We start from the raw sequence: 21,117 nt of genomic DNA on the forward strand, positions 1-21,117 counted from the left end.
CTTTTATTATTGATTTATAACTATAATTGATTATTGGTAGAGTACAAGTGCCTTATCTAATTGTGCACTGTGCTTATAGCTTAATATAGCTTGTTGCCGGTATTGTGATTTATTTTCACTATTAAGCGCTTTATCGAATACTCGCGCAGCTAAATCATAATCACCTTGCGCATTGGCTAAACACGCCAACGCTAATAGTAACGCATTATTATGCTCATCTTTTTTTAGTCGCTCTTGAATGCTTGATTGCAACTTATAAGCATTACTTGGGGCAGCTTCACTTAAAATGTAAGCCAGTTGGTCATGTTGTTTATTGTGCTTAAGCAATTTAATTAGCTCATTTTCAATGCTTGCTAATTGCCCGGTTTTAGCCATTTGGGTTAAATAAGCCGTATACGCATGCGCTTGCAATTTTTTACCTAAATGTTGGTATTTAGTGGTTAACTCATCACTTGCCTGCGCTGCAAAATAAGCTAAAAACACTTGCTGCCACTGGGTATCACTCAAGGCGCTTTTGCGTAATAAACGCGGTAAAAAGTCTTCAAGCAATTTAAAATGCTGCTGTTGCACTAACACTTCGGTGTACAACTTCAAATCAAGCACCGTGGCTTTTTTAGATTCTGCAGCCATCCGTATTTGCGGTTCAATAACACTGCTGTCGCCACTAGCTAACCACAATTTAGCCACTTTAAGTTGTTGCTCTGGGCTAATTTCAAACAAACGCTCAAGCGCTTTATCGGGTTGATTATTTGCCAGTGCCGCTTTTGCTAATAATGCTAAACGTATATCGGTAAATTTAGGTGGCACACTATTGCTTGATAGCGCACTGTCTACTTGCTCGTAATCATCATTAATGAGACTCCACAATGCTTGCTCTATAGCTGCATGTTTACGCTCTTGGCTTCGTGCAAAAAAACCATGCTTAGTATTTCTGTAAATAGATAAACAATAACGCACTAGCTTGTAAGTTAAATACAAAGCCGCTGCACTCAGTGCTGCCATAATACAAAACGAAACAATCGTGCCTTCTATAGTGGTATTGTTAAATGAAATCAGCACATAGCCTTTTTCATCTAACACAAAAGGGGTAATTGCTAGCACTAACACAATCGCGACAATGAAAATAATCAGTCCTATCATTGTGCCCACTCCTTCACTTGCTGAGTGCTTTGCAGTGTTACTTGAGGATTAAAGTTAAGCGATTCTTTTTCAAGGTTGGCTAAGGTCTGTATTACTACTTTTGTTGCATCGTCATCTTGCTTAAAGTATTCATTAACCAAACGTTTTGTATCATTCAAAGCGTTAAAATAAATACTTGCTTGCTTACTCATTAATGCGTCTTGCGCCTGGGTAATATTAAGCTTGATACGCTGGGTAATTAAATGGCGCTCTCGGTCAGTTAATAGTGGCTCAATTAATACGCCTTCATGATGGCGAATGGTAATAAAGCTATCGACTATTTTATTCCAACTATTAAGAATGTTTTGCTGCCAATCACTAACATCTTCAGAGAGTGCATTCTCATCACTTATACTCGCCTCTTCAGGCAAATTAACCGCATTAAATATCAAGTCATCAATACGCTTTATTACGCTGTTTAATTGTAAATAAATCGCTTCTGTCGCAACGGGTTTAATATTGTCGAGTGTTTGTATGTCTTGTGTAATTGCTTGGCGCAACTCAAGCGTACCAGAATGATCACTTAACAATGAATCTAAACGTTTAAGCACGGCACTCGTGCCTGAGTAATCTTGCTCTGCCCACAGTTTAAACTCAGCCATACGTTGCAAGCTGGTCACTTCTTGTGGGTTTAATGTATTACCACTTTGTTGTACCTTTTGTAGCGCGGCTTTTAATGCTTGTTGATTTTTTACAGAGTTTTCATTGAGCGCCATAGCGATTTGTTCTTCGCTATTAAGCAACGCTTGCTGCAAGCTAAGCTGCTCAGATTTAAGCGCTTGCAGCTCTTGTTGTAGCATTTTATTTTGTTCTGTCAGCGTATTAACTGCTAAATTTTGCACTTTACTGGCATTAAGCTTTTGATAAAACTCATAACCCACACCGCTGGCAACAAGCAAGGAGATCACTAACGCAACGCTACCTACTTTACTTACTTTTTGAGGAGTGCTCTGCGTTTGGTTATTCGCTTTTACAGAGTCACTTTTAGTCGTATTAGAGGTGTTTTTTGCTGTTGGCTGCGCTGCTTTTTCTACTTTTGACGTCGCTGACTGTTCACTCATTTTGCTACCTTGCTGATTAATGCAGGTAAACATAGCGTGGTCGCTAGCTCCTGCCGCAGTATGTATATGGGTCGAATTTATTTTTTGTTGCTGTAAATAAGCACCAATGCGCTCACTGGCAACGTAAAATTCGCACTGTTGTAACCATGTTAGTTGCGCTGGCGTAATAGTATTAAATATAGCGTCAACTGCAGCATTACTTGTAATGACTATACCGTGTACATTAAGGCTTTGCCAGTGGTCTATCCAGTTAGCTGAACTAGGCTCTACCGGCTCACGTTGATACACCACACAATTATTTAAATAAGCACCACGTTGCTTCAAGGTTTTTGCTATTTCAGGTCGCCCGCCAATACCTTTTACCAGCACAATATTACTGCCATCAACGTCAGCCAATGACTTAAGCGCAAGTAACCCCTCAGAGTCATGTTGTTTTGGTAATGCAGCTCGCACACCAAATACTTCATAAATGGTATCAGCTGTTTGTTGGCCCACCCCATAAAACTGCGCTTTGGTATTAATTGCAGGCTTAAGTGCATTTAATGCATGCACCGCATCCTGTGAAACAAAAATAATTTTGTCGGCGTTTACCAACGGGCTTAATTCAACGCTTGTCGGCGTTAAGTAGGTTATTTTTAAAACTGGATATAAAGACGCTTGATAACCCGCTTGCTCAAGTTGCTGTGCAAGGGCTGCGCCTTTTCCTTCGGGCCGAGTTATCAAGATATGTTTCATTATGCGTCTCGATATACGTCAGCTAGAATTTTATCTGCGCCTTGTGCTAATAATTTTTTAGCCAGCTCTATACCTAACTTTTCAGCATCATCAACATGACCACTAATTTCATCGCGTAAAATTTCACTGCCATCAATCGCACCGACTAAACCACGTAAGTGTACTTGCTCACCATCAACCAATGCGTACGCACCAATTGGCACTTGGCAGCCTCCTTCTAAATGGCGGTTCATTGCGCGCTCAGCGTTAACGCGAATACGTGTTTCGCTATGCTCAAGTGGCGCTAATAATGCTTTTGTCACGCTATCATCTATACGACACTCAATGCCTACAGCGCCTTGGCCATTAGCAGGTAACGACACTTCTGGTTCAATAAAGTCACGAATACGCTCGCCCATCTCTAAACGAATTAGCCCTGCTGCTGCGAGTATAATGGCATCATATTGGCCGCTATCAAGCTTTGCTAAACGTGTATTGACATTGCCGCGTAAGTCACGAATTTCTAAATCCGGACGCAGCGCTCTAATTTGACACTGGCGACGTAAACTTGAAGTCCCCACAATAGCGCCTTGTGGTAGCGCATCAATATTGGCAAAGTTATTTGATACAAACGCATCACGCGGGTCTTCACGCTCACAAATAACGTGCAGTTCTAAATCATCCGGAAACTCTACTGGTACATCTTTCATTGAATGCACAGCAATATCTGCACGGCCATCAAGCATGGCTTGTTCTAGTTCTTTTACAAATAAACCTTTGCCACCAATTTTAGCCAATGGTGTATCTAAAATAATATCGCCCTGAGTCGACATTGGCACGAGCTCTACGCGCACGTCATCATGAAAATGCTCTAGCTGCGCTTTTACAAATTCAGCCTGCCAGAGTGCCAATGCACTTTTACGAGTGGCAATGCGAACTAACTTTGTTTTTTCGGTCATAAAATATCCATTAATAATTACACGCTTTAGGATTAAAATTTATTCAATCTAAGGCGATTTAATTTGCTAAAACTCTAAATTTTTTTTGAGCGATGAGTAGCCCGTTTTCATCAACTACATCAACGCGCCAATGCCCTATTTGAGTATCCATAATATTTTTAGTTGAGTACGTTCTGTAACGTGGAGAAGTAACCTTAAGTGCCACCGCAGCCATTACTTCACCTTCAAATAGCCACACATGTTTTACCTGCTGGCCCTGTAAGTTTTTAAGCTCACTAAAAAATGACAACGACTCTTCAAATTGATTTAAACGCACATCAGCGGCAAATACGTTAGTTGGCTCACGGTTACTGACACTGCGAGTCAGAACTGCACGACTTATGGTAGCGGTATCTATTTTGGCACCAATGGCCACACTGGCAATATTTGCAGATGCAGCAAATTCTTTTTGCTCAGCGGGTTTTGCATTCACAACGTCAGGGGCTTGAGTGGCTATTGCTGCAATGACTGCTTTTTCAGGCTCAGCTGCGGTCGTTGGCTCTACTTCTTGCTTAATAATACTTTGTTGAACTTCAGACTCAGATGGTACTTGTTCAGTAATAGGCGCTGGTTTTTGCTCATCCAAGGAAATGGTTTTAGGGTCTGCAATCGCGACACTGCTCACCGGCTCCTCATCAGCATCTGTGGCTTTCTCACTCTCTACTGATACTGCATTATCATCGCTTAGCGACACAATTGCTGTTTGTTGCTCAGTTAAATCAGACTGCTCATTAGGATGCGGCGTCCCTTGATCAGCATTTACAGCGCTAGACAGGCCGTAAATAACCGCTGCAGAGGTCATAATCACCAACATAGAAATACTCACAATCCGACGCCAATGCCACTCATAGCTCACGTTAGGTTTGCTAGTAGATGGTTCGCGTTTTACATTTGCTGTTATTACTATTTTTTGACTCATTTTGACCCTCAGCGGCTCCTAAACTAACTTAAGCGAGAAATTAACCATTGGCGCACAGCTTGTAACTCTTGTGTACAAACCTGATGCCCCATTGGGTATTCTTGCCAACTTACATCCATGTTATGCGTTGATAATACTTCAAACGCACTTCTACCCGCGCTATGCGGTACAACGTCATCTTGGCTACCATGAGCCATAAATATATTTAACTGTGTTTGTTTTGCTTCATCGGCCAATTTATGTGGCACACACATGTAGGTTGACAGCGCCATTACACCAGCCAGTTTTTGCTCTAAACGCGGCGCTAAATGCAGCGATACAACGCCACCTTGCGAAAAGCCCGCTAAAATAATTTTACTCGCCGGTATGCCATTGGCAATTTCTTGTGTGATGAGTTGCTCAACTTTCGCTGCTGATTCTCTAACCCCTTGCTCATCGGCACGTTTATCTAAATCCATAGATTTAATGTCGTACCATGAGCGCATTTGCATACCGCCATTAACTGTAACAGCCTGCATAGGCGCGTGCGGAAAAATAAAACGCACTCCTAACTCAGTAGGTAAATCGAGCTGCGGGGCAACTGGTGCAAAACCATCACCTGAATCACCTAAGCCATGTAGCCAAATCACCGTGGCTTTATGGGCACTTTGTGCCGGGTATTCTACAAACCCTAAACTCATAGCGTTGATTGCCACTTAATTTCTTGACCCGCTTGACGTGTTGACGCTTCATTGATGAAACTCCAAAACTCTGCACCCGAGCGGTTATCAATCCATTGACCATCACGCATTTCAAAATGATGTCCATTGAATTTTGTTGCTACCCATACCTGGTGCAAAGGGGCTTGCTTATTAATCACAATCTTACTGCGATCTGGAAAAATAATTTCTAAAATACCTTGAGCCGATTCATAATCTAAATCTGCTTCACAATCATCAACTTGTTCTTCAATAGTGAACATAAGAGCTTCTGCTAACTGGTGATATTCGTGATCAGTCATCGTTAATTTCCTTTGCAGGCGAGGCGCCTAAATAATGGGTGCATGTTTATAGAGCTAGTGTAACAGGAATAAAATCATCCGCGAATAGCTGCATTTTTTAGATATTCTGTTACTCTGCGATTATAAAGCCAGCAACCGTATTAATCTAATGAAAGCGACATATACCTTACAATTAAAACAACTATTAATCAGCACCGTATTGTTGTGTGCGTTAGCTGGCTGTGGTCAAAGCGGCCCGCTGTACTTACCCGAGCAGCCTGCTGAACAAAACCAGTCAACTGACACCCCTAATAAACAAACACCCGTAGAGCAACAACAGGAGCAATAAATGGATTTTTTTAATTATAAAAACAACCAACTATTTGCTGAAGATGTCAGCGTAGCCACTATTTCACAACACTATGGTACGCCGTGTTATGTGTACTCAAGAGCCACGTTTGAACGCCATTATTTAGCGTTTGCTAATGCGGCTAAAGATCACAAAAGCCTAGTGTGTTATGCCGTCAAAGCAAATTCAAATATTGCGGTGTTAAATATATTGGCACGACTTGGTGCGGGTTTTGATATTGTCTCAAAAGGCGAATTAGCTCGGGTGATCAAAGCCGGAGGCGCTGCTAATAAAGTGGTATTTTCTGGGGTTGCTAAAACGGCTGACGAAATTGCTTATGCGTTAGAATTGGGTATTAAATGCTTTAATGTTGAGTCAATCTCAGAGCTTGAGCGCATTTCTGAAGTGGCCTGCGAGCTTAATTTAGACGCGCCAATTTCTATTCGCGTTAACCCCGATATTGATGCCAAAACACATCCATATATTTCTACTGGGCTTAAAGAGAACAAGTTTGGCATTGGTATCGAATCTGCTTTAAGCGTGTATCAACATGCTGCGTCGTTACCTGGCTTAACGATTGTTGGCGTAGATTGCCACATTGGCTCACAGCTTACACAAACCAAACCGTTTTTAGAGGCGCTTGAGAAACTACTGGTATTAATTGATGAGTTAAAGAATGCAGGTATTGAGCTAAGCCATCTAGATATTGGTGGAGGACTTGGAGTAACCTACGATGATGAGCAACCCCCGCATCCAAGTGAATATGCAGCACAAGTAACGCAACGCCTTGCGAATTACCGTCACCTAGAACTGATTTTTGAACCAGGGCGAGCCATTGCCGCAAACGCGGGGATTTTAGTAACACAAGTTGAGTTTATTAAACAAAACCAAGACAAATATTTTGCGATTGTCGATGCGGGTATGAACGACATGTTGCGCCCATCACTGTATCAAGCATGGCAAAAAATTATTCCTGTATCAGTGCGTGATGACGAAACACCGACCCATAATTACGACGTAGTTGGGCCGGTGTGTGAAACAGGTGACTTTTTAGGTAAAGACCGCCCATTAGCACTCAAACAAGGTGATTTATTAGTACAGCGAAGTGCTGGAGCCTATGGTTTTACTATGAGTTCAAATTATAACTCACGCCCACGGGTTGCTGAAATAATGGTTGATGGTGAGCAACATCACCTTATTCGCGAACGCGAAACTATCGAAAGCCTATACCAAGGTGAGAAAGTTTTACCATAAACGTTTTTGCCAACTAGCTGCTCTGTGGCATGATTAGCACAGAGCAAAACCGAATTAGAGCGCTATGTTAGTTAATTTTTCCAAAATGCACGGCTTAGGTAACGACTTTGTTGTGATTGATAATATTACACAAAACGTTTTTTTATCCCGTGATCAAATCAAAAAGCTGGCCGATCGCCATTTCGGCATTGGGTTTGACCAATTACTGATGGTTGAAGCCCCTTACTCACCGGATCTCGATTTTCACTATCGTATTTTTAACGCTGACGGCCACGAAGTAGAACAATGTGGTAACGGTGCGCGTTGCTTTGCCCGCTTTGTACGCATGAAAGGCTTAACTAATAAACATAAGATTAGCGTGTCGACTAAGTCAGGTAATCTTACCCTGTATATTGAAAAAGACGGTCAAGTAACGGTTAATATGGGTCACCCTAATTTTGAGCCGAGTAAAATTCCACTCAAAGCAACCAAACGTGAGCTGACTTACATTATTCGCGCAGAAGAACATACCGTTTTTAGTGGTGCCGTATCTATGGGCAACCCGCATTGTGTTATGGAAGTAGACGATATAGAAACAGCCCAAGTGGATACCCTAGGCCCATTGCTTGAAAACCATGAACGTTTTCCGCAGCGCGCGAACATTGGCTTTATGCAGGTTATCTCTCAAGAACACATTAAACTCAGAGTATGGGAGCGTGGTGTAAGCGAAACGCTTGCTTGCGGTACCGGCGCGTGTGCCGCCATGGTGATTGGCTTTATCCAAAATAAGCTCACCAGCACAGTACAAGTTGATTTACCCGGCGGTAGCTTACAAGTTCGCTGGAGTGGCGAAGGCCATCCAGTGCGTATGACTGGCCCCGCTGAACATGTATTTGATGGGCAAGTGGCACTATGAGTGAATTAACTAAACAGCAAGTAATAGACTACTTACAACAGCATCCTGATTTTTTAATTAATCAACCTGAGTTATTAGCGCAACTTGAGTTACAACAGCAAGTTCAAGGTGCAACTTCGTTAGTGCATATTCAGCAGCGCCAATTACGCGAGCACAATACACAGCTAAAAAATCAAATAGACAGCATGAGCAAAAATGCGACCCAGAATGAACTGGTTTATCGTTTATTTAGCCAATGCCACCGGCAGCTGTGGAGTAATTACGACTTTAATACGCTGGCCAGTAACTTACGTAATATTATTTGTATGAGCCCGACTATTAATGAGTGCAAACTCGTTAGATACGACAGCGCCTTTGAAGAGTTAGTAAAGCATAGACTGTCAGATAGTAATCATTATTTAGGCCGTGTAAATCAGCAAGAACGCGACTTACTCTTTAACAATGACACTCAATCGACCGCACTTTATTTAATTGGTGAGCCGAGTAATCCCTACGCAATTTTGGCTTTTGGCAGCCACGATGAAAACCACTTTGAGCCCTCACAAGATAACTTATTTGTATTAGACTTTGTGCGCTCACTGCAAATACGGTTACTGGAACTGGCATGAGCGATAACGCGCCAAATATAAGCGACTTAAGCGATAGCTGGCGTACACCCATTACATTATTTAGTGATTACTTAAAATTTGAACGCCAGTATTCGGCGCACACCGTAAATCAGTATGTCAGCCAATTAGGTTTTGCCGCCTTGTATTTTAATAAGCTGTGCGACAATTGGTTTGCGGTACAAAGTGAGCATATTCGTCGTTACAGTATGGCACTGCGGGCAAAACAATTAAGTGGCAGAACAATCAGCTTAAAATTAAGCTGCATACGTAGTTTGTATAAATTTTTAAAAGCAAAAAATATTACTGAGCAAGCGCATTACCATAATCCGGCACAGGGCATAAAAGGCCCTAAATTTGCGCGGCCTTTACCTAAAAATCTTGATGTTGACCAAATGGCTCGTTTACTCGAAATACCCGATGATGATCCACTTGCCATTCGTGATAAAGCGATGATGGAACTGATGTATTCATCAGGCTTACGCATTAGTGAGTTAGTTGGCGCTAACATGCAAGATATAAACACTCGTAGCGGTGAAATATTAGTGCGAGGCAAAGGCGCAAAAGAACGCCTAATACCGGTTGGCTCTAAAGCACTTGAGGCGTTAAACAATTGGCTAGCAGTTCGCCCACTATTTATGGGCTCAGATGAACATGCAGTATTTTTGAGTAGCAAAAAAAGCCGTATTTCTGTACGCCAAGTTCGTTTGCGTATGCAAGAATGGGGGATAAAGCAAGGTATTAGCTCGCAAGTTCATCCGCATAAATTACGCCACTCATTTGCGTCGCATATTTTAGAGTCGTCTGGGGATTTACGAGCAGTGCAAGAGTTATTAGGCCACAGTAGTTTATCTGCAACCCAAGTTTATACTCATTTAGATTTTCAGCACTTAGCCAAGGTGTACGATAACACCCACCCACGTGCTAAAAAAAGAACCGATTAGAGCAGCAACTATGATCCGATTTAATCGCGCAATTTCTCCTTTTTCTGTGCTAAGTTTTGACTTAGACGATACCTTGTACGATAACCGCCCTATCATAACCGCAGCCGTTCAGGCGCAAATTGATTATTTAAATGCGCTACCAGGCTACAAAAAACAAGGACCACAGTTTTGGCAGCAATGCCGTGAACTCGCGGCACTACAGCAGCCAGAACTTATTGATGACGTCACACAATGGCGTAAGCATACCTTGCGCTTAGTGTTGTCTGAATTAGGTTTTAAAGGTGATGAAATAGAGCATCATGTACATAAGGCGTATCAAGCATTTGCTGATGAGCGAAGCAATATTACGGTGAGCGAAGACGTACTAATATTGCTTGATAAACTAAGTCAACACTACAAATTGATTGCCATTACTAACGGTAATGTAGAGGTTGATCGATTTAATTTAAAAGATAAGTTTGAACTGGTGTTACAAGCAGGCTTGCATGGTAAAGCTAAACCACACACAACATTATTTGATCAAGCCGCAACACATTTACGTATCAAAAACAGCGATATTTTGCACATAGGTGATAGCCTTGATAGCGATGTGCAAGGTGCTAACAACGCTGGCTGTCAGTCTGTATGGCTGAATAATCAAGCACAAACTTATGCCTACAAAGGGTTGGCTGATATTGAAATAACCAACATTCATGCGTTAACCCATTTAATATAACCTATGCTTGTTTTACTAATAATATAAGTTAGAGTTAGTTAATTAACGACATATTATAATAACAAGGACAGCGTATGACGCTCACAGATTATTTAACAACGCTCGCAGATGAGCCAAAAAGTATTAGCTTTGCTGATACTATGGCCGTTATTGATGAGCACTATACTTTTACAGCATGCAGCTTCAGTAACCATGGGTTATTAAGCTCTGCGAGTGAAAATAACGGTTCGTGCAAAATTTTTGCATTTGCTAAGCTCAACGGTCTTAGTAAACAAAATACCTTAGATTGCTTTGGTAAATTTTACCGTGAAGATGTACTAAACAACCCAAGTGCCGATGATCACATGAATATTCGTACGTTTATGTTAGCGCCCGAGGCAACACCGTTTTTAGGCATTAGCTTTGATGGCACGCCTTTAACCACAAAAGAGTAATATTCAAATCAGCATTATTTAGCCGCTACCAGCGGCTTTTCCATAAAGTAGCGCGTACCGCTGAGCGGATAATTATTTAATTGATATTTAACCTGATAACCACGCTTTTCATAGAAAGGCTTGGCTTGAAAGTCTAAGGTGTCAAGCTGAGCCTGAACGGCACCCATTTCAATTGCTGCATTTTCAAGTGATGTTAATAACGAATCAGCCAAGCCATTGCCTCGTGCCGATTCAGCACACCACAACCAACTTATTAGCAGCCAATTGCCAAATACATGACCACTTATACCGGCAACTAATTCATGCTGTTTATCGAGATATTTAAAGCCGAGAGCTTGGCGCTCTGCGTCGAAGTGTTGAGCATTAAACTCAAGCATATTAACACGCAGTGCTTGGTTTAATTGCTCAGTATTTTCTGCCTGCAATAGGTACATTGGCTATTCCAAATAGACCTATTTTAGCAAATACCTGATGTTAAAACAGGTTATTTTGTCCAAAGGGAACTTCAAGCATATTGCTAGAAATTTTTTCCGGTTGACCACACATTTCATCATAAGCGCTGGTATGCCTGAGCATCATTTGCGCGTAGGCAATGTCTTCAAAGCGTTTTTGAATATGTAATGGGCTGACTGCCTTTACAAATTCACCATCGCTTTCTTGTACATAGTATTCAACATTATTAATGACAACAGACACTTGATACAAGGCCATTTCCAGTGAATGAACCACCACTTTTTGTAATGGCTGATGCTTTTTTAGTTCTGAAAATTGAATACCCATATTAACCTACCTACTGTTAAATTAACTGTCCAAGTAATCAATACGCAGCTTTGCTATAATCGCGATCAGATTTTTTTAATTACGCGCTATCATGGATACAAAAATTCGACTCGCAAAGTACATAGCGCATGCCGGTGTTTGCTCACGCAAGCAGGCCTCGCGTTTGATTGACGAAGGTGTGGTCATGGTTAATAATCGCCCCGCAAATCATATTGATCATGTGGACGAAAACGACAGTGTCATTGTTAATGGCCAAGCCATTAAAGGCCCTGCCGATTTAGTCTACTTTGCTTATCACAAACCAGTAGGAATTGATTGTAAACTCAATCAGCACGACCCAAGCAGCCTTATTCATCATTTGCCGCAACTTACACGGGTGTACCCTATTGGTCGCCTCGATAAAGACTCACGCGGATTACTTATCTTGACCAATGATGGAGATTTTTGTAATCAGTTGATCCACCCTGACTTTCATCAACCTAAACGCTACTTAGTCACTGTGAATAAACCATTAGACGCGCATTTTTGTGAAAAAATGGCGGCAGGCGTCCCCGTTGATAAGCAAATAACACGACCTTGTGAAGTAGTTAAAATAGCGAGTAATCAATTTAGTATTGTTTTAAAACAAGGGCTCAACAGGCAAATACGTAAAATGGCGCATTACTGTGGTTATAAAGTGATTGATTTATACCGCGTACAAATAAGTGAATTACTGTTAGACCATTTAAATTTACCTGAAAACCAGTTTATAAAAATTAATAAAAGCGACATTTTAGGCTAACAAGCTCACGCTACCCCCTCACTTTAATGCGATTAAAAAATATAAAATAAACTTGCAAAAATAGATTACAAGTGTAGTCTTAAATTAAAGATTACACTTGTAGGCAATAAAATGATCGAATTATCAAAAGCAGAATTTGAAGTACTCGATGCGCTATGGATTAGCTACCCCGCTAATGCCAGCCAAATTATTGAGCGCTTGAGTGATGATAAACAATGGCACGAAAAAACCATTAAAACCTTACTAGGTCGATTAGTTAAAAAAGGAGCGCTTAGCTTCGAAAAAGAAGGCCGCCAATATATTTACACCCCCTGTATAGAGCGTGCTGATTACACCCAAAAAGAAAGCCAGAACTTTATTGAGCGTTTTTTTAGTGGCCGTATAGCTCCGTTGGTAAGTGGTTTTGCGAAATCAGAAAAACTCTCTCAACAAGATATAAACGAGCTTAAAAAAGTCATAGATGACTGGGAAAAAAACCAAAAGTAAGGGATTCTCATGGTTATTCAAACAAGCTTTAATTGGCTAATAGAGCAACAACTATTATTGAGTCTGTTGTTTGCAGGATTTGTTTTACTTGAGCGCTTTGGCTTAAAAGCAATTGGTTCGCAGCTTATTTATAAATTAGTGTGGTTAATACCAGCCTCGCTGCTTGTCGCTAATTTACCCAATGCAATTAGGCCATTACAAAACAGTCCAATTAGTCATTATATCATTACTCCAAATCAACCATTAATAAGCACTATTAGTATTAACTGGGCGCTATTTTATGTAGTTATTACGGCACTGCTTTTATTCGCCACTTGGATTATTCACCGCCGATTTGTAAGCAACCTACAGCTTTGTGAAGTAACAAATTTACAAGCAGAAATAAGCTCAGGGGTAAAAACCTTTACTAGTCATCAAGTGGCAACACCTATGGTAATTGGGGTACTAAATAGCAAGCTAGTTTTACCACACAACTACAATACTCTGTTTGATAAAGCCACATTGGCGCTTATTTTAGAGCACGAAAATGTGCATATAAAACGCAAAGATAACCTAACAAATGCGCTGCTATTACTGGCTACAATTTTAATGTGGTTTAACCCTTTAGCTTGGATGGCATACGCAAGCTGTAGACGTTTGCAGGAGCTAACTTGTGATGAACGGGTACTAAGTAATAAAACCACACAGCAACAAATTTTATACAGCAAAGCCTTAGTAAACTGCGCTGCCAATGCGCCAGCGGGTCTGATGGCTTATTCACACTACGGAGATAAAAAAACCATGTTACAACGACTTACTAATATCAAACATAACGGCGCACATTCGCGCCTAGCAAAAGGAAGCGCGTTACTTATAGCAGCAAGCTTGCTCAGTGGCTTAGCAGTAGCAAAGCAACCTGAAGCATCAGCTAAAAAAGAAACATCTATCGCTCCCGTAATGCGAATCGAACCGCTTTACCCAAAACAAGCGGCGGAACAAGGCATTAGCGGTTCAGTGGTATTAAAATACGACATAACCCCAGCAGGCAAAACAGCTAACATTACTGTTGTAAAAGCTGAACCAGAAGCAGTCTTTAACAAAGAAGCAAAAAGAGCACTGATGCAATGGCAATATACACCTTCATCAATGGGACAACAAAACGTACTAATACAACTTGATTTTGCACTCAACAGTACAGTTACAAAAAGTGATTTAATAGAGCGAGTTAACATATCGCATTAATGGGAATAAGTGTTTAAGACTATAAAGCAAGCACCCTTTTAGGCTGCTTGCTTTGTGGTTTTTGCTTATTCTCGTTATAAACTGACGGCGATCATGCCAATAGCGGTGCCTATTCCCACCAGCCAAGTGATCGAGCGAATAATATCGAGGTTTAAATAATAAAAAGTACAAAATAAAATACGCGCTACAATATGCGTCATCGCTAAAGTTTCGGTTACGGCATTAACATTGTTTGTGCCTAATACAGCAGCCAAAGCAACGGCAAAAACCGCTAACGATTCAAAACAGTTTTGATGAGCAGCCAGCGCCCGTGCTCCGAGTCCTGTAAGTTGTGTTTGTTGTTGCCGCGGATGTTTATTATCGTAACCACCGAGCTTATTCATTTCTATAATAGCTGGGATTCTCGCAACATAAGGCATGATCACTGCAATTAAGGCGCAAACCAATAAAGTCGTCATTATAATTCTCAAGTTATTATTTATGACCCAAAATAACACAGCAAATAGAAAAAAGCCGCCAAATATAAATAACCTGAGCTCTGGCGGCTAGCAGTAACATCCCTCACACTATAGCCGATTTAAGCAGTGCATCACTGTGGCAAATTGTCGCAGGTGATGAATATTCATTATGCCTTTTTGATGGTCGCTTTAATGCCAGAGTACTGCTAAATTAGCTCTCCACTTTTTTGTATGTTATTTAAGATGATTTGGATTTTACTGACTATTTTTGCCGCATTTATGCAGTCATGGCGTAATGCTCTGCAAAGTAAATTAAGCACTCATGTGAGCATTGCTGGCGTTACATTAGCCCGCTTTATTGTCGCAAGCCCTATTGCAGGGCTGTATTTATATGCGCTTTATTATTACCAAGATGCTCCCTTTCCTTCATTCAACCCTTTATTTATTAGCTACATTATTGGTGCCAGCATAGTGCAAATTATTGCCACGGGACTCATGGTTAAATTATTTAAAATGAATAATTTTGCTGTAGGCGCCGGGCTAGCTAAAAGTGAAGCGCTTATGGCGGCCATACTCGGGTTGCTGTTTTTTGGCTCAACGCTTTCATTACTTGGTTGGTTTGGCGTGTTTATTGGTGCAATTGCGGTATTGCTATTAAGTGGTATCGCCAATGTGAAACACTTTAGCTTAAAAACAGCATTAACAGGACTTGCCTGCGGTACCGCCTTTGCGTTGTCATCATCATGGATCAGAGAAGCCAGCTTGAGTTCGGGGATTGCTTTTCCGTATGCGCCTGCATGGGTTTTATTGCTTGTTATTAGTTTACAAACAATAATGTTGTGTATTTATATTGCCTTAAAGGAACGCGATACATTTAAAACTATGTTTCAGCATAAGGGCATGACTTGTACGGTGAGTATATTTAGTTGCTTGGGATCAATAGGTTGGTTTAGCGCAATGAGCTTGCAACATGTTGCCTATGTAAAAACGCTCGGCCAGATAGAAGTATTTTTTACGATGTTAATTGCTGTTTTATGGTTAAAACAACCGCTAAAACGCCAAGATAGCGCTGGGCTATTATTGATTGCAGTGGCTGCGATATTGGTAATGCTGCCGAGCAGCTAAAAAAGCGCAGGTATCAACCTGCGCTCGTTTTTAATAACTAATGACTAATTTTTAGGGTGATCACACCGCAAATAATCATTAACACACCAGCAATACGGCCAAACGTGGCGGCATCACCGTAAAATAATATACCCACTAAAAACGTACCAGCAGCACCAATACCCGTCCATACTGCATACGACGTGCCCATAGATATTTGCTTTTGCGCTAACCACAACATAAAGCCGCTCGCGACCATAAACGCAATGGCAATCGCGATGCCCTGCCAACGAGTCTCAGGGGTTTGAGAAATTTTTAGCCCTATAGGCCAACCAATCTCAAGTAACCCTGCAATAATTAAATACATCCACGCCATTAAACATCTCTCTTTTTCAATATTACTTCATACAAGTCGTGACGGCGGTCTTTTAAATTACGCACAGTCCCTTCGCTGTGAAGAATTTTTAACTTATCCATATCTAAGTCGCTAAATAATAACATTTCTGTATTGGTGGTGGCTTCATTTAGTGTGGCATCGTGCGGAAATGAAAAGTCCGATGGGGTTAGTACCGCCGACTGCGAAAACTGCACATCTAAGCTTTCTACTTCAGGTAAGTTACCCACAGAGCCTGCAATAACCACATAACATTCGTTTTCAATGGCACGTGCTTGGGCACAATGGCGTACACGCAAGTAACTGTTTTTAGTATCAGTCCAAAATGGCACGAATAAAATATCCAAACCTTGGGTGGCCAAAATACGTGACAACTCAGGAAATTCGACATCATAACAAATTTGAATACCTACACGGCCTGCATCTGTATCAAATACAGCAATTTTATCACCGCCTTGGATCACCCAATCATTTTGTTCATGCGGGGTAATATGAATTTTACGTTGCTCGTCTATTTTACCGCTGCGATGGCATAAATAACTAACGTTATATATTTTATCGTCTTCGGCAAGCGGCATTGAGCCGGTAATAATGTTGGCGTTGTATTCTATCGCCATACGCGACATGGCGTTTTTAAAGGTCTCTGTGTATTCGGCTAAATACCGAATTGCCTCAGTTTGATTACTTTGCTCGGTTAATCCCATTAGTGGCGCATTAAAAAACTCCGGGAATAAAATAAAATCGCTTTTGTAATCAGATACCGTATCAACAAAGTATTCAACTTGCTTAAGCATTTCTTCAACCGATTCAACGCAGCGCATTTGCCACTGCACAGCCCCTACGCGCACGATTGATTTAGTTGATTCAATAACGGTGTCGGTTGGCTCATACATAATGTTATTCCACTCAAGTAATGTGGCATAACCGACCGACTCCTGATCTTCAGGTAAGTATTTTTTCAATAATCGTTTAACCTGAAAGTCATTGGCTAATTGAAAACTGAGTATGGGGTCATACAGCTCTTTTTGATCGACCTTAGCAATGTATTCCATCGGGGTCATTTCACTGCTGTGATTGTAATAACGCGGAATACGGCCACCCGCTAAAATAGCGCGTAAGTTATACTGACGGCACAATTCTTTTCGCGCATCATATAAACGACGCCCTAAACGCATGCCTCGGTATTGCTCACTAATGGCAACATCCAAGCCGTATAAAGCATCCCCTGTGGTATCGCTAAATACACGGTCGTGGCCATCGGCAATATCTTCATAGGTATGCGGGTTTGAAAAACGCGCATAATCTACCTGTACACTCAGCGCTAAACCCACCAGCACGCCGTCATCCACAATACCGATTTGCCCTTCAGGGAACTGATCGATGAGTCTAAAAATAGTATGGCTTGGCCATGCTCCGCCTAGGTCGGGGTAAGCTTCGTCCATCAAGGTTTTAATTTGTGGGTATTGTTCTCGGGTTAAGTTACAAATTTCAAGATGGGTTTTTTCTGCCGACATACGCAACTCCTTGGGGCATGTAAGAATCAAAAAAGCTGAACACATGCTCAGCTTTATTAGGTTTATGCGTTTTTATTCGCGCTGTGCGCTACTTTAAACTGCGATAAAAAAGTGTGGTTACGCGCTCTTTAGGTAACCAATTTGCATATTCAAGGCCAAGTTCTGACAATGGGTCTGCTTTAAGTACCTGCTCTAAACTGGCGTCATTTTGCATTGCTTTTAGCATAACATCTTTCGCTTTTTGCACCAGCTTACGATACGTTATCAGTCCTGAACGGTCACTTAGTGGGCCATGACCGGGAATAACTTGGGTTTTATCATCAATCTGATTAATAACATCATCAACCGCCGCTAATACACCGTCAACACTGCCACCACTGTCTACATCAACAAACGGGAGGCTACCAAAGTTAAAATAAATGTCTCCCATATGCACAATATTATCATTATTGAAAAAAATCACCGCATCGCCATCGGTGTGAGCATGTTGATAATGCACAACATGCGCATGCTCATTGTTAAAGTGCAGTTTTAAATCATGGCCAAAACTAATACGCGGTAAGTAATCAGAACCCTCACCATGTTTTTCTTTTAACCGTTTGTGTACATTGTCGTGAGCAATCACATGTGCGCCCGCTTTGGCAAAGTTTTCGTTACCCCCAGTATGGTCACCATGATGATGGGTATTAATTACAAACTCGGCACTGCCTGGCTTTAATTCGCTAATGGTTTTTTTTATATCGTCGGAAAGCTTGGCAAACTGATCGTCAATAATATAAATGCCATCATCCCCCACGCTTGCGGCAATGTTACCGCCTTGACCAAATAACACGTAAACATGTTCACTTAATTGTGTAGCCGTAACAGGGTTTTCATCCGCAAATGCATGATTGCTTAACAGTAAACTGGTGATTAATGCCGGTAGTAATTTTTTCATTTTTGTTTTCCTATAATTGCTTTATCTGGGTTATAAAACGTTATTACTACTTATTTAGCTCACTTTGCATCCAAGGCTAGTCGTTCATTGGTGCAATTTCAATTTGATGCATTAATGCTTGCGGTAATAATGGCGTGTGCTTACCTTTTACATATTCATCAAAGCCAGCTCGATAAAACTCAGAAAGTGGGTGCCCTGATTGCCCACCCGGAATCGTTAAAATAGCATTCTTCAAGTGCCCAGGCTGAACAATAAAACGCTGTGATGCGCCAAAACTACGTTTTTGCACCGCTGGCATATAACTGTCACCAAATCCGGGGGCTGTTGGCATGTTAAGTAACTTACTTAGTATGGGCATTTGTTTAGCAAACGGGTGCTCAATCGCTAATTCGTTTACTTTTCCCCACTGCCAGTTTTGTATGTTACTACCAAACATTGATGTTAACTGCGTGAGTGTTTGCTCAAAGGCACCCTGTAATTGCTGCTCCCAATTAGTAAACTGCGGATTAACCCAACTTGTTGGCTGAGTCTTTATTAACTGCCAAACAGCAGGCTCTAAATCACGTTTCACATATTTTAATGTGCCATCTTGCTGGTTGAGTGTTGTCTCAATACTGCTAAATAGAATATTAATCAGTTCATCACGATACGTCTTTACTAAGGTATACCCTATTGATTGCGGGCAAGCGCATTGCTGCCAGTTTTCGAGGGCATTTATATGATCTTTATAGCGCGTGGGCTGCTTTTTTAACTGCTCAAGCAATAAGGCATGCCAAGGCATTAAAAATCGTGCTTGGTTATCTAACTGCAACTGATAAAAATCACTTTCATTAAAGCGTTGTTTTTCAAATAACCTATCGCGAATTTGCGTTGCACGTGCCCCAAGCGCATAGCCGCCATTACCAAAACGGACGTTATCATCAGCAGATACCACTCGAGAATTACCTGTCCATAGGCGCCCACTCTGAGGGTTTTTAACAAACGGGCGAATAACTTCATTTTGCTGCCAAGTTGCTGAATACTCATTTTCATTAATGGCTAACTCACTGGGTGCTGTTCGCGCAGGAATACCACCCATGTGTTTCCAAGCGGCACTGCCTTGGCTATCTACCACCATTAAGTTTTGTACTGGAATACCCACGTTACTTGCAATGTTAAGGGCATCATCCACTGTTTCAGCCTGCTCAAGCTGCAACAATTGCATATCAACGGCATACGGCTGATGCGCTGCCCAACTTAATGCATAAGGCTGATTGTTGATGTATTTAACAGGGCCATACTCGCTTAGCGTTAATGGATAGGTTTCACTGTTGCCATTAGGTAAGGCAATCACTTCATTTACTTGCCACGTTTTACTGCTATCAGTTAATGCCACCCAGTCGGCTGTATCTATATAACCATTAGTAAATCCCCATGCAATTTTATTATTACTGCCAACCACAATGGCAGGCGCCCCTGGTAACGAAACACCGGTTACTTGATAAGCTTGATCGTCATGGGTGTAATTAAGTTGTGCGCGATACCAAATAACCGGCACCGCCATTGATAAATGCATATCATCTGAAAGCATCGCAGCTTGGGTATTAGTTAAGTCTGCGGTTACTGCCCAGTTATTACTGCCTACTTCTAAATTAGCGGTAATAGTTTTAATCGCCGCTAATGACTGCGTTGGTAACTGGGGTATAGTTTGGGTATAAGGTGTTAAAACACTGCCATCTAATGCTGCTTGGTATTGGCTTGGTTGAGTTAAAAATTCAACCATTTTTGCGCCGTATTGCTGCTGTATTTGAATTAAAGCTTGGTCGCGTTCAAAGGTGGCGGTTTGTAAGTCTAGGTACATGCTAAAAATAACTAACAGGCTATCTTCACTTTGCCATGGCTGTTGCTCAGCCCCTGTGAGTAAGTATTCAAAGCTTGGGTACCCTACTTGCGCAAGTCCTTCGTTTACTCCTTGAGCATAACTTTTTAGTAGTTGCTTATCGGCTTCAGGGAGAGTTTTTAAAATAGCTTGGCTACGTTTACGTAATTGATGAAAGCGCATTTTTTTATCAAGAGCAAGCGCAGCTTTACCAAATAACTCACTGAGCTCACCAGCGGCATTACGTCTCAGTAAATCCATTTGAAAAAAGCGGTCTTGCCCGTGGGCATAACCTAAGCCATAGGCAGCTTCGTGGCGAGTTGCTGCAGTAATAACAGCTTGGCCAAGGGTATCTCGAGCAACTTTAACAGGCTGTGTCACCGCATCGCTTCGACCTTTACCATCAAGGGTAGGTAAACTTAAGGTCAAAACGCCGTAAACAATGGCAGTACTAGCGAGCGCTAAAACCACAACAACCAATAGCAACCGCTTGATTACTTTAAACATAAACATACCCTTCAACTATTTCAATAAACTA

The 21,117-nt window shown here is 41.4% G+C and carries 24 protein-coding genes; 11 read left to right on the forward strand and 13 right to left on the reverse strand.

Annotated features, from left to right (window positions below):
- Positions 1 to 30: 30 nt before the first annotated feature.
- From BW139_RS12770 to cyaY, 6 genes are read right to left on the reverse strand one after another with little or no spacing between them, the layout of a single operon-like run.
- Positions 31 to 1,140 (reverse strand): heme biosynthesis HemY N-terminal domain-containing protein, encoded by a 1,110-nt coding sequence (locus BW139_RS12770; protein WP_076919929.1) that lies wholly within the window; start codon positions 1,138 to 1,140, stop codon positions 31 to 33.
- Entirely contained in the window at positions 1,137 to 2,975 is a 1,839-nt protein-coding gene (locus BW139_RS12775) for a uroporphyrinogen-III C-methyltransferase (RefSeq protein ID WP_076919930.1), read from the reverse strand. The genes BW139_RS12770 and BW139_RS12775 overlap by 4 nt, the downstream gene beginning before the upstream one ends.
- A complete protein-coding gene (hemC, locus tag BW139_RS12780) occupies positions 2,975 to 3,913 on the reverse strand; it encodes a hydroxymethylbilane synthase (RefSeq protein ID WP_076919931.1) in 939 nt (312 codons plus the stop codon). The genes BW139_RS12775 and hemC overlap by 1 nt, the downstream gene beginning before the upstream one ends.
- Before the next feature lie 58 nt (positions 3,914 to 3,971).
- Positions 3,972 to 4,871, reverse strand: a complete 900-nt coding sequence (locus BW139_RS12785; protein ID WP_076919932.1) for a DUF2914 domain-containing protein — start codon at positions 4,869 to 4,871, stop codon at positions 3,972 to 3,974.
- A gap of 23 nt (positions 4,872 to 4,894) precedes the next feature.
- Positions 4,895 to 5,551, reverse strand: a complete 657-nt coding sequence (locus tag BW139_RS12790; protein WP_008109038.1) for an alpha/beta hydrolase — start codon at positions 5,549 to 5,551, stop codon at positions 4,895 to 4,897.
- The gene (gene cyaY / locus BW139_RS12795; RefSeq protein WP_008109036.1) at positions 5,548 to 5,871 is read right to left on the reverse strand and encodes an iron donor protein CyaY; all 324 of its coding nucleotides are present in this window, start codon (positions 5,869 to 5,871) and stop codon (positions 5,548 to 5,550) included. The genes BW139_RS12790 and cyaY overlap by 4 nt, the downstream gene beginning before the upstream one ends.
- Positions 5,872 to 6,019: 148 nt before the next feature.
- On the opposite strand from cyaY, the gene BW139_RS12800 reads away from it, so the two are divergent.
- The 7 genes from BW139_RS12800 to BW139_RS12830 all read left to right on the forward strand — a co-directional run bounded on the left by BW139_RS12800 (position 6,020) and on the right by BW139_RS12830 (position 11,046).
- Positions 6,020 to 6,199 (forward strand): LPS translocon maturation chaperone LptM, encoded by a 180-nt coding sequence (locus BW139_RS12800; protein ID WP_076919933.1) that lies wholly within the window; start codon positions 6,020 to 6,022, stop codon positions 6,197 to 6,199.
- Positions 6,200 to 7,453 (forward strand): diaminopimelate decarboxylase, encoded by a 1,254-nt coding sequence (lysA, locus tag BW139_RS12805; protein ID WP_076919934.1) that lies wholly within the window; start codon positions 6,200 to 6,202, stop codon positions 7,451 to 7,453.
- Positions 7,454 to 7,517: 64 nt separating this feature from the next.
- A complete protein-coding gene (gene dapF / locus BW139_RS12810) occupies positions 7,518 to 8,348 on the forward strand; it encodes a diaminopimelate epimerase (RefSeq protein WP_008468575.1) in 831 nt (276 codons plus the stop codon).
- A complete protein-coding gene (locus BW139_RS12815) occupies positions 8,345 to 8,956 on the forward strand; it encodes a DUF484 family protein (protein ID WP_076919935.1) in 612 nt (203 codons plus the stop codon). Before dapF ends, BW139_RS12815 begins: the two co-directional genes overlap by 4 nt.
- Positions 8,953 to 9,897, forward strand: a complete 945-nt coding sequence (locus BW139_RS12820; protein ID WP_075170870.1) for a tyrosine recombinase XerC — start codon at positions 8,953 to 8,955, stop codon at positions 9,895 to 9,897. Before BW139_RS12815 ends, BW139_RS12820 begins: the two co-directional genes overlap by 4 nt.
- Before the next feature lie 10 nt (positions 9,898 to 9,907).
- A complete protein-coding gene (locus BW139_RS12825) occupies positions 9,908 to 10,612 on the forward strand; it encodes an HAD-IA family hydrolase (RefSeq protein ID WP_076919936.1) in 705 nt (234 codons plus the stop codon).
- 74 nt (positions 10,613 to 10,686) lie between these two features.
- Positions 10,687 to 11,046, forward strand: a complete 360-nt coding sequence (locus tag BW139_RS12830; protein WP_076919937.1) for a HopJ type III effector protein — start codon at positions 10,687 to 10,689, stop codon at positions 11,044 to 11,046.
- A 14-nt stretch (positions 11,047 to 11,060) separates the two neighbouring features.
- On the opposite strand, the gene BW139_RS12835 is transcribed toward BW139_RS12830, so the two are convergent.
- Together BW139_RS12835 and BW139_RS12840 are read right to left on the reverse strand one after the other, a co-directional pair.
- Positions 11,061 to 11,480 carry an N-acetyltransferase gene (locus BW139_RS12835; protein ID WP_076919938.1) on the reverse strand — a complete coding sequence of 140 codons (420 nt, stop codon included), beginning with the start codon at positions 11,478 to 11,480 and terminating at the stop codon, positions 11,061 to 11,063.
- 40 nt (positions 11,481 to 11,520) lie between these two features.
- Positions 11,521 to 11,826, reverse strand: coding sequence for a DUF6482 family protein (locus tag BW139_RS12840; protein WP_008109023.1), 306 nt, complete (start codon positions 11,824 to 11,826; stop codon positions 11,521 to 11,523).
- A gap of 91 nt (positions 11,827 to 11,917) precedes the next feature.
- Here BW139_RS12840 and BW139_RS12845 point away from each other — a divergent pair, with 91 nt between their 5' ends.
- The 3 genes from BW139_RS12845 (at position 11,918) to BW139_RS12855 (ending at position 14,314) form a co-directional block, all read left to right on the forward strand.
- Positions 11,918 to 12,607 (forward strand): pseudouridine synthase, encoded by a 690-nt coding sequence (locus BW139_RS12845; RefSeq protein ID WP_076919939.1) that lies wholly within the window; start codon positions 11,918 to 11,920, stop codon positions 12,605 to 12,607.
- Positions 12,608 to 12,718: 111 nt separating this feature from the next.
- Positions 12,719 to 13,093 (forward strand): BlaI/MecI/CopY family transcriptional regulator, encoded by a 375-nt coding sequence (locus BW139_RS12850; protein ID WP_076919940.1) that lies wholly within the window; start codon positions 12,719 to 12,721, stop codon positions 13,091 to 13,093.
- A gap of 9 nt (positions 13,094 to 13,102) precedes the next feature.
- Positions 13,103 to 14,314: a TonB family protein gene (locus BW139_RS12855; protein ID WP_039038200.1), complete on the forward strand. Its 1,212-nt coding sequence runs from the start codon at positions 13,103 to 13,105 to the stop codon at positions 14,312 to 14,314.
- A gap of 74 nt (positions 14,315 to 14,388) precedes the next feature.
- Here BW139_RS12855 and BW139_RS12860 read toward each other — a convergent pair whose 3' ends face one another.
- Positions 14,389 to 14,772 (reverse strand): MAPEG family protein, encoded by a 384-nt coding sequence (locus BW139_RS12860; protein WP_076919941.1) that lies wholly within the window; start codon positions 14,770 to 14,772, stop codon positions 14,389 to 14,391.
- A 243-nt stretch (positions 14,773 to 15,015) separates the two neighbouring features.
- On the opposite strand from BW139_RS12860, the gene BW139_RS12865 reads away from it, so the two are divergent.
- Positions 15,016 to 15,897 (forward strand): DMT family transporter, encoded by an 882-nt coding sequence (locus BW139_RS12865; RefSeq protein WP_083708674.1) that lies wholly within the window; start codon positions 15,016 to 15,018, stop codon positions 15,895 to 15,897.
- Between the two features lie 37 nt (positions 15,898 to 15,934).
- Here the strand turns inward: BW139_RS12865 and BW139_RS12870 are convergent, their stop codons facing one another.
- The 4 genes from BW139_RS12870 to BW139_RS12885 form a co-directional block, all read right to left on the reverse strand.
- A complete protein-coding gene (locus BW139_RS12870) occupies positions 15,935 to 16,252 on the reverse strand; it encodes a multidrug efflux SMR transporter (protein WP_010392612.1) in 318 nt (105 codons plus the stop codon).
- Complete coding sequence (locus BW139_RS12875) at positions 16,252 to 17,784, reverse strand: bifunctional GNAT family N-acetyltransferase/carbon-nitrogen hydrolase family protein (RefSeq protein WP_076919942.1); 1,533 nt, start codon at positions 17,782 to 17,784, stop codon at positions 16,252 to 16,254. Before BW139_RS12875 ends, BW139_RS12870 begins: the two co-directional genes overlap by 1 nt.
- Before the next feature lie 88 nt (positions 17,785 to 17,872).
- The gene (locus BW139_RS12880; RefSeq protein WP_076919943.1) at positions 17,873 to 18,721 is read right to left on the reverse strand and encodes an MBL fold metallo-hydrolase; all 849 of its coding nucleotides are present in this window, start codon (positions 18,719 to 18,721) and stop codon (positions 17,873 to 17,875) included.
- A gap of 76 nt (positions 18,722 to 18,797) precedes the next feature.
- Positions 18,798 to 21,086: a penicillin acylase family protein gene (locus tag BW139_RS12885; RefSeq protein ID WP_076919944.1), complete on the reverse strand. Its 2,289-nt coding sequence runs from the start codon at positions 21,084 to 21,086 to the stop codon at positions 18,798 to 18,800.
- Between the last annotated feature and the right edge of the window lie 31 nt (positions 21,087 to 21,117).

This window comes from Pseudoalteromonas sp. SK18 (assembly GCF_001974855.1).
Lineage (GTDB): Bacteria > Pseudomonadota > Gammaproteobacteria > Enterobacterales > Alteromonadaceae > Pseudoalteromonas.

Bases quoted from the DNA above. Each gene is read 5' to 3' on its own strand.
- BW139_RS12770 (WP_076919929.1), bottom strand. From the start codon at position 1,140: ATGATAGGACTGATTATTTTCATTGTCGCGATTGTGTTAGTGCTAGCA.
- BW139_RS12880 (WP_076919943.1), bottom strand. From the start codon at position 18,721: ATGAAAAAATTACTACCGGCATTAATCACCAGTTTACTGTTAAGCAAT.
- lysA (WP_076919934.1), top strand. From the start codon at position 6,200: ATGGATTTTTTTAATTATAAAAACAACCAACTATTTGCTGAAGATGTC.
- BW139_RS12820 (WP_075170870.1), top strand. From the start codon at position 8,953: ATGAGCGATAACGCGCCAAATATAAGCGACTTAAGCGATAGCTGGCGT.
- BW139_RS12815 (WP_076919935.1), top strand. From the start codon at position 8,345: ATGAGTGAATTAACTAAACAGCAAGTAATAGACTACTTACAACAGCAT.
- BW139_RS12775 (WP_076919930.1), bottom strand. From the start codon at position 2,975: ATGAAACATATCTTGATAACTCGGCCCGAAGGAAAAGGCGCAGCCCTT.
- BW139_RS12825 (WP_076919936.1), top strand. From the start codon at position 9,908: ATGATCCGATTTAATCGCGCAATTTCTCCTTTTTCTGTGCTAAGTTTT.
- BW139_RS12850 (WP_076919940.1), top strand. From the start codon at position 12,719: ATGATCGAATTATCAAAAGCAGAATTTGAAGTACTCGATGCGCTATGG.
- BW139_RS12865 (WP_083708674.1), top strand. From the start codon at position 15,016: ATGATTTGGATTTTACTGACTATTTTTGCCGCATTTATGCAGTCATGG.
- BW139_RS12855 (WP_039038200.1), top strand. From the start codon at position 13,103: ATGGTTATTCAAACAAGCTTTAATTGGCTAATAGAGCAACAACTATTA.
- BW139_RS12840 (WP_008109023.1), bottom strand. From the start codon at position 11,826: ATGGGTATTCAATTTTCAGAACTAAAAAAGCATCAGCCATTACAAAAA.
- cyaY (WP_008109036.1), bottom strand. From the start codon at position 5,871: ATGACTGATCACGAATATCACCAGTTAGCAGAAGCTCTTATGTTCACT.
- BW139_RS12870 (WP_010392612.1), bottom strand. From the start codon at position 16,252: ATGGCGTGGATGTATTTAATTATTGCAGGGTTACTTGAGATTGGTTGG.
- BW139_RS12860 (WP_076919941.1), bottom strand. From the start codon at position 14,772: ATGACGACTTTATTGGTTTGCGCCTTAATTGCAGTGATCATGCCTTAT.
- hemC (WP_076919931.1), bottom strand. From the start codon at position 3,913: ATGACCGAAAAAACAAAGTTAGTTCGCATTGCCACTCGTAAAAGTGCA.
- BW139_RS12800 (WP_076919933.1), top strand. From the start codon at position 6,020: ATGAAAGCGACATATACCTTACAATTAAAACAACTATTAATCAGCACC.
- BW139_RS12845 (WP_076919939.1), top strand. From the start codon at position 11,918: ATGGATACAAAAATTCGACTCGCAAAGTACATAGCGCATGCCGGTGTT.
- BW139_RS12790 (WP_008109038.1), bottom strand. From the start codon at position 5,551: ATGAGTTTAGGGTTTGTAGAATACCCGGCACAAAGTGCCCATAAAGCC.
- BW139_RS12875 (WP_076919942.1), bottom strand. From the start codon at position 17,784: ATGTCGGCAGAAAAAACCCATCTTGAAATTTGTAACTTAACCCGAGAA.
- dapF (WP_008468575.1), top strand. From the start codon at position 7,518: ATGTTAGTTAATTTTTCCAAAATGCACGGCTTAGGTAACGACTTTGTT.
- BW139_RS12835 (WP_076919938.1), bottom strand. From the start codon at position 11,480: ATGTACCTATTGCAGGCAGAAAATACTGAGCAATTAAACCAAGCACTG.
- BW139_RS12885 (WP_076919944.1), bottom strand. From the start codon at position 21,086: ATGTTTAAAGTAATCAAGCGGTTGCTATTGGTTGTTGTGGTTTTAGCG.
- BW139_RS12830 (WP_076919937.1), top strand. From the start codon at position 10,687: ATGACGCTCACAGATTATTTAACAACGCTCGCAGATGAGCCAAAAAGT.
- BW139_RS12785 (WP_076919932.1), bottom strand. From the start codon at position 4,871: ATGAGTCAAAAAATAGTAATAACAGCAAATGTAAAACGCGAACCATCT.